Source organism: Carboxylicivirga litoralis (assembly GCF_025499605.1).
In the GTDB taxonomy this organism is placed as follows: domain Bacteria; phylum Bacteroidota; class Bacteroidia; order Bacteroidales; family Marinilabiliaceae; genus Carboxylicivirga; species Carboxylicivirga litoralis.
The window spans coordinates 1-5,778 of sequence record NZ_JAFMVC010000056.1 but is presented as its reverse complement, the minus strand read 5'-3'; the positions used below and the strand labels follow the sequence as shown (position 1 = coordinate 5,778).

4 protein-coding genes are annotated in these 5,778 nt (G+C 41.6%); all 4 read left to right on the top strand.

Annotation, left to right across the window (positions count from 1 at the left end):
- On the top strand, positions 1 to 414 hold a 414-nt coding region (locus J1N10_RS20345; protein WP_262328573.1), incomplete at its 5' end, for a hypothetical protein.
- A gap of 13 nt (positions 415 to 427) precedes the next feature.
- Entirely contained in the window at positions 428 to 2,224 is a 1,797-nt protein-coding gene (locus J1N10_RS20340) for a class I SAM-dependent methyltransferase (protein WP_262328572.1), read from the top strand.
- A 2-nt stretch (positions 2,225 to 2,226) separates the two neighbouring features.
- Positions 2,227 to 2,916 (top strand): DNA cytosine methyltransferase, encoded by a 690-nt coding sequence (locus tag J1N10_RS20335; RefSeq protein ID WP_262328571.1) that lies wholly within the window; start codon positions 2,227 to 2,229, stop codon positions 2,914 to 2,916.
- Positions 2,894 to 5,778: strawberry notch family protein (locus tag J1N10_RS20330; protein ID WP_262328570.1), on the top strand; the 2,885-nt coding region annotated here is incomplete at its 3' end. The genes J1N10_RS20335 and J1N10_RS20330, both read left to right, overlap by 23 nt.

Sequence of the window (5,778 nt, the reverse complement as noted above, 5' to 3'; positions counted from 1 at the left end):
CGCAAATCAATTTCCGATAGTAATTACTTTTTACGCAAACCCTACAAGCTTGTATTTGAGATAGTGATGTGGGTTTGTGGACTGGCCATCATCATAACAGGTCTGTTTATTAAGGAATCTGCCGATTGGTGGGTTATCGGAGGTGGTATCGGAATCTTCTTAGTTGGTGTATTTTCCGACTTTAAGCGAAACCTGTTTATCCGCATTGCTCATTATGTATCGGCAATCGGTGGTTTTACGCTCCTTGGATTAAGCTATTTTTTCAGCTTCGGTAATATTGAATACACCATCATCATCGCTATTTCGGCTTTGATTGCAACAGGCTTTGCCGATAAGCGAATTTGGTGTTTGGAGCTGACAATGGCAGCAGAGATATTCATAGGTCTTTTCTATTTGGCTCACACAATCATGTAGTTCTTGTTTGTTCATGGATAAAAAGGGCTACATATCAAGGATTCGTAAGGATTTAAAGGCGGAACGTAAGCACTCTAAAACCACTATTGAAAACATTGCCAAAAGCTTCGGTATTGCCAATAAAAACTTGGTGAAAGAATTTACCGAACTGGCAATAATCCTTAACGCAAGAGAGATAGCACACGACAGTTCGCTGACCACTTACGAAAAGTACCTTGATATTGTAGCCCTGTATCAATCACAGGTCAATCTTTCCATGCGAACAAGCATGAGTGTGTTGATGCAGCAATATTCCACTCCGGCACCCATTTCATTCCTGGCATCAAGTTATATTTTAAAACCAGGTAGTTTATCAGGCTACAAAGCTTTTAAGAACATCGTAAAAGGAAGCACAAAGGGTAAAATAGTCGGCAATGCTCACCTTACCAATGATAAAAACGATTTTCCAAAGTATTTAGAGCCATCGGCAGGGAATGGACTTTTAACCATTGCTTTGCCGTATCACTATACCCATGTTAACGAGCTGGACGATGTAAGGCTTGCCAACTTGAAAGAACAACCTTTTGCAAAGGTCAGCTCTTGGGATGCATTAAAACCTCCGGCAGCTTATGACAGAAGTTTTGACGGTATAATTACGAATCCACCTTTCGGTTCACTTTCTCAACCTGAACTTTTCGGAAAATTTAAAATCAAGCGATTGGAACATGCAATGGCATTAAACGCTCTACGTTGCATGAAGGATAACGGTAAAGCTGCCATTATCATTGGAGGTCATACCACATGGGACGAACATGGTCGTGTTACCGCAGGAACTAACCGTATTTTCCTGAATTACCTCTACCACTTTTACAACGTTGAAGATATTATCCCTATTAACGGTAAAAAGCTTTACTCCAGACAAGGAACTTCAATCAATACTCGATTGATTTTGATAGATGGAGCAAAAGCAGTTCCCGATGGAGCAGCTCCACTCAAAAATAAACTGCACAGCACCATTGTCAATACCCATGAAGAACTTTGGGACAGAGTTGGTCTAGGCAACAGCACAAGCCCAAAGCCACAAACCAAAGATGCGAAGGTCATTAAACTTCGTGCTAAAGCCATCCTGATAAAGCAAAAACAGCTATCACTTGGCAAACTCCCAACGGCAAACCGACCATTACGCATTTTGGTAGCTTGTGAAGAAAGCCAGACCGTTACAATGGCTCTTCGCAGTCGGGGACATGAAGCCCATAGCTGTGATATTCTTCCAACCACAGGCTTACATCCCGAATGGCACATCCAGGATGATGTATTGAACCAATTGGATAAAGGTTGGGATTTGATGATAGCATTTCCTCCATGCACCTATCTTACTGTTTCAGGCAATGCTTGGATGCATGACCCGGAACGTCAAAAGGAACGTAAGAAAGCATTGGCTTTTATCCGCAAACTGATGAAAGCTCCGATTGATAAAATTGCCATTGAAAACCCTATTGGTGTTATCAGTACAGCAATACGCAAGCCTGACCAAATTATTCAGCCCTACTACTTTGGCGACAATGCAAAGAAATCAACTTGCTTGTGGTTAAAGAACTTACCGCTACTTGAACCAACCGATATGCTTGATGAAGACCAATTGGAATACAAGCATTGGTACGACAAGAAGAAAAAACGTTGGAGACGGCAACCGCTTTGGTACTACAAAGCAAGGGATTTAAGCGATGAAGAAAGACGCAGGGTTCGCAGTAAAACCTTTCAGGGGATTGCCGATGCAATGGCTGACCAATGGACGGTAGCACAGCAAGAAAATAATAGAAAAACTGCCTAGCCATGAAGATACTGAACTTATATAGTGGCTTGGGAGGAAACCGCAAATTGTGGAAAGGTGTTAGCGTGACTGCCGTTGAGAATAACGAGCAGATAGCAGCCGTTTACAAAAAGCATTTTCCAAATGATAAGATTGTAATTGGTGATGCACATGATTACCTGGTCCGCAATTTTCGAGACTACGATTTTATTTGGAGCAGTCCACCGTGTCAGAGCCATAGCAAGATGATGAGAGCCACACGGCACACCATCAATAAATATCCCGACTTAAAACTCTATGAAGAAATCCTTTTACTCAAATACTTCTTCAAAGGCAATTGGGTAGTTGAAAATGTAGCTCCCTATTATGAGCCACTCATCGAACCAACTGCCAAAATCGGAAGGCATTTGTTTTGGAGCAATTACCATATCGAGGCAATTGATATTCCCGGAATCAAAGGCATTTTTTCTGCTACTCCGGAGGAGCTAAAAAAGCAATTGGGTTTCAACTACAAGGGAAACATCTACTACAAAGGAAACCATGACGGTGGTCAAGTTCTACGCAATTGTGTACACCCGAAGCTTGGGCTTCATGTACTCAATCAGCTTAATCAGGGCAAAGCAAAAAGGAAGGCTTTCATTCAGCAGAATCAAATTAAGGCAAGGGCAATCGAATTAAAACAGAAGCAGTATGAAACAAGCAATAGTATTTAGCAAGAACAGCATTACCATAAAGTTTGGTAGCGTTCCACCAAAACATATATCGGCAAGGCTTATTGAATTGGGTTTTAGAACCACTAACAATAAAAGCTTTGTCCGCACTAAAAAACTGGCTCAAAACGAGCATGAATATTTACAGGGAATGTTCGGTCATAAAGGGCTGGGCATGGCTTATATCCCGACAGCCGAGAAAGGTTTTATCCTGGATACAACCGTTCCCGATTCTATGGGACACGAAATGCACATTGCTATCCGGAAAGTAAAGAAAAGTATCGGAATGCCATTGTTTGACTACGCCTGTGAGAAACTCGATTACAGCAATGACGAGCTTGTCAAGTCGCTTTCGTGCGAACAGATTGATGCGGTATCATTGGCAATTTACAATATCGAGAAGCGTGGCCAGGGAATCATAGTTGGCGACCAAACAGGAATTGGTAAAGGAAGAACCGCAGCAGCTTTAATCCGCTACGGTGTTAAAAGTGGACTGCAACCTGTGTTCTTATCCGAAAAGCCCAACCTGTTTACTGACCTGTATCGGGATTTGTCCGACATTGGTAGCTCTGCCCTGGTACCGTTTATAGTGAACACCAAAGAGAGTAAAACCAATGTGAAGGACAAAAGCGGTGAAGTCATTTACACAGCACCTGAAAAACCAACACAAGAGCGGATTATTAAGGGTAAGAAAGTACCCAACAATTACAACTTTGTTTGTGCCACTTATTCGCAATTCAATCAGCCCAAAAAGCCAGCCAAACAAGAGTTTTTAAATGCTGCAAGTAGCGGTAATATCATTATTATGGACGAAGCTCACAATGCTTCGGGTAGCTCCAATACAGGTGAATTTATGCAAGGTGTATTAAGGCAAACCAAAGGCGTTTGTTTCCTGTCAGCCACATTTGCAAAGCGACCTGATAACATGCCGATTTATGCTCAAAAGACTTCAATGAGTGATGCCAATATGAGCAAAGAGGATTTGGTAGAAGCCATCACCAAAGGCGGTGTTGCATTGCAGGAAGTATTAGCAGCCCAATTGGTTTCCGAGGGGCAAATGATTAGGCGTGAACGCTCTTTTGAAGGTGTCGAAGTAAACTACATCGAGCTGAAAGAAAAAGCCAAAGAGCAAGCCGATACCGCAGACAAAGTAACCTCAATTATTCGTGATATTATCGGGTTCCAGGAGAAGTACATTAACAAACAGGTTGATGAGCTTGATAAAATTGCAGCAGCCGAAAGCAAAGAGGTTGAAACACGCAAAGGAACAGAGAAAGCCGGGGTTGATAATATTCCGTATTTCTCAAAGGTCTTTAACGTCATTAATCAATTACTCTTTAGCCTGAATGCTTCCGATGTTGCAGACCATGCCATAAACAGGCTGAAAGAAGGTAAGAAACCTATCATTGCCTTTGCTTCAACGATGGGGAGCTTTTTAGAGGGAATGGCTAAACCTGATGATGTGATTAACGGAGACTTCTCAACCGTTTTGGAAAAGGGATTGGATTCTGTTCTTCGCTACACCGAAAAGGATATTGATGGAGAATCACAGGGCAAGCAATTCAATATTGCAGATTTATCGGAAGATGCTCAATTGGCTTATTACGATATTATCAGGAGAATCGAACAGGCTTCCACAGGAATCACAATTAGTCCGCTTGATTTGATTATCCAAAAGATAAAAGAAGCCGGCTATTCAGTTGGTGAAGTAACTGGGCGAAAACTTTGTGTACAGTACAATTCCACCAAAGCAAAGAATACAACGGCATTGGTGATGAGCCGAAAAAAGGAAAATACGGCAGATTTGTTTCGTCAATTCAATGACAATGAAATTGATTGTTTGCTTATCAATCAAAGTGGTTCAACAGGAGCTTCTGCACATGCCATTGTTACCGATAAAGTTCCAGCAGAAAAGGTGAAGCAGCGTGTGATGGTGATACTCCAACCTGAACTAAACATCAATACAGAAATTCAAAAGCGTGGACGTATCAACCGTACAGGGCAGATAATGAAACCGTTTTACGATTACATTATCTCATCCATCCCGGCACAAAAGCGGTTTATGATGATGCTCAAAAAGAAGCTGAAATCATTGGATGCCAACACCACCTCCAACCAGAAAAGCAGCAAATCACAATTGGAATCCGATGACTTTCTGAATAAGTACGGTGATAAAGTGGTTCGCCAATACATGTTGGAGAATGAAGAGCTAAACAAAGCCCTGGATAACCCACTCAAATTTGAGGGTAAAGAAAGCGATGAAACACCATCAGAAGGTGATGCTTCAAAAGTAACAGGGCGTGTGGCTGTTTTATCAGTAAAGGAACAGGAGAAGTTTTACCAAGAGGTTATTGAGCGATACAACGATTACATTGAATACCTCAAGCAAGCAGATGAGTACGACCTAGAGGTGGAAGTCCTTAACCTGAAAGCGGAATCCCTTGAAAAGCGTGTGGTGATTGCCGGGAAAGGTGGACGTTCGGTTTTTGGTAACGATACTTATTTGGAAAAATGTGAATGCAACGTACTGAAAAAACCTTACGGCAAGGCTGAACTTGAAAAACTGATTCAAAAACAACTAAGCAGCAAACACCCCGATAACATTTCTGAAGAAATAGTTTCAGCTCACGAAAAGTTCGTACAAAACAAGCTTACAACGGATTTAAAGGAGCTGGAAGAAAAATACAAAGACCTTTTAATTGGTATAACTGATGAAAAAGGCTATCAGAAAATTCCTGTATATGACAAAGCAGCCCAAAGAGATTATGTCGCTGAAAGAACCGAAGAAATTGAAGAAGGAAAACAAGCCGAGATTACCAAGACCAAAACACAAAGCGAGAACCGCAAACGCTACCTGAACAACTT